Origin of the sequence: Pseudoalteromonas sp. SIMBA_162 (assembly GCF_046535955.1) — a bacterium.
GTDB lineage: Bacteria > Pseudomonadota > Gammaproteobacteria > Enterobacterales > Alteromonadaceae > Pseudoalteromonas > Pseudoalteromonas marina.
The window spans coordinates 1-242 of record NZ_JAWJBQ010001051.1 but is presented as its reverse complement, the minus strand read 5'-3'; the positions used below and the strand labels follow the sequence as shown (position 1 = coordinate 242).

Sequence of the window (242 nt, the reverse complement as noted above, 5' to 3'; positions counted from 1 at the left end):
CGCGGCGGCGCTCGCGCAGGCATTCGCGGCCGACGGCGACGTCGACTACGCGGAACCGGATCACCCGATGCGAATCCGCGACACGCCGAGCGACCCCTCATACAGCCAGCAGTGGTATCTGTCCGATGCGAGCGTCGGCATCAACACGCCGCCCGCGTGGACGCGCACCAAGGGTTCACCGACGGTCGTCACGGCCGTGCTCGATACCGGCTACCGCCCGCACCCCGACCTCGTCGGCAACC

General features: G+C 70.2%; 1 pseudogene. It reads left to right on the top strand.

The features are described 5' to 3' along the window. Nucleotides 1-242: pseudogene (locus tag R0J88_RS22915) on the top strand (peptidase S8); the annotation flags it as partial.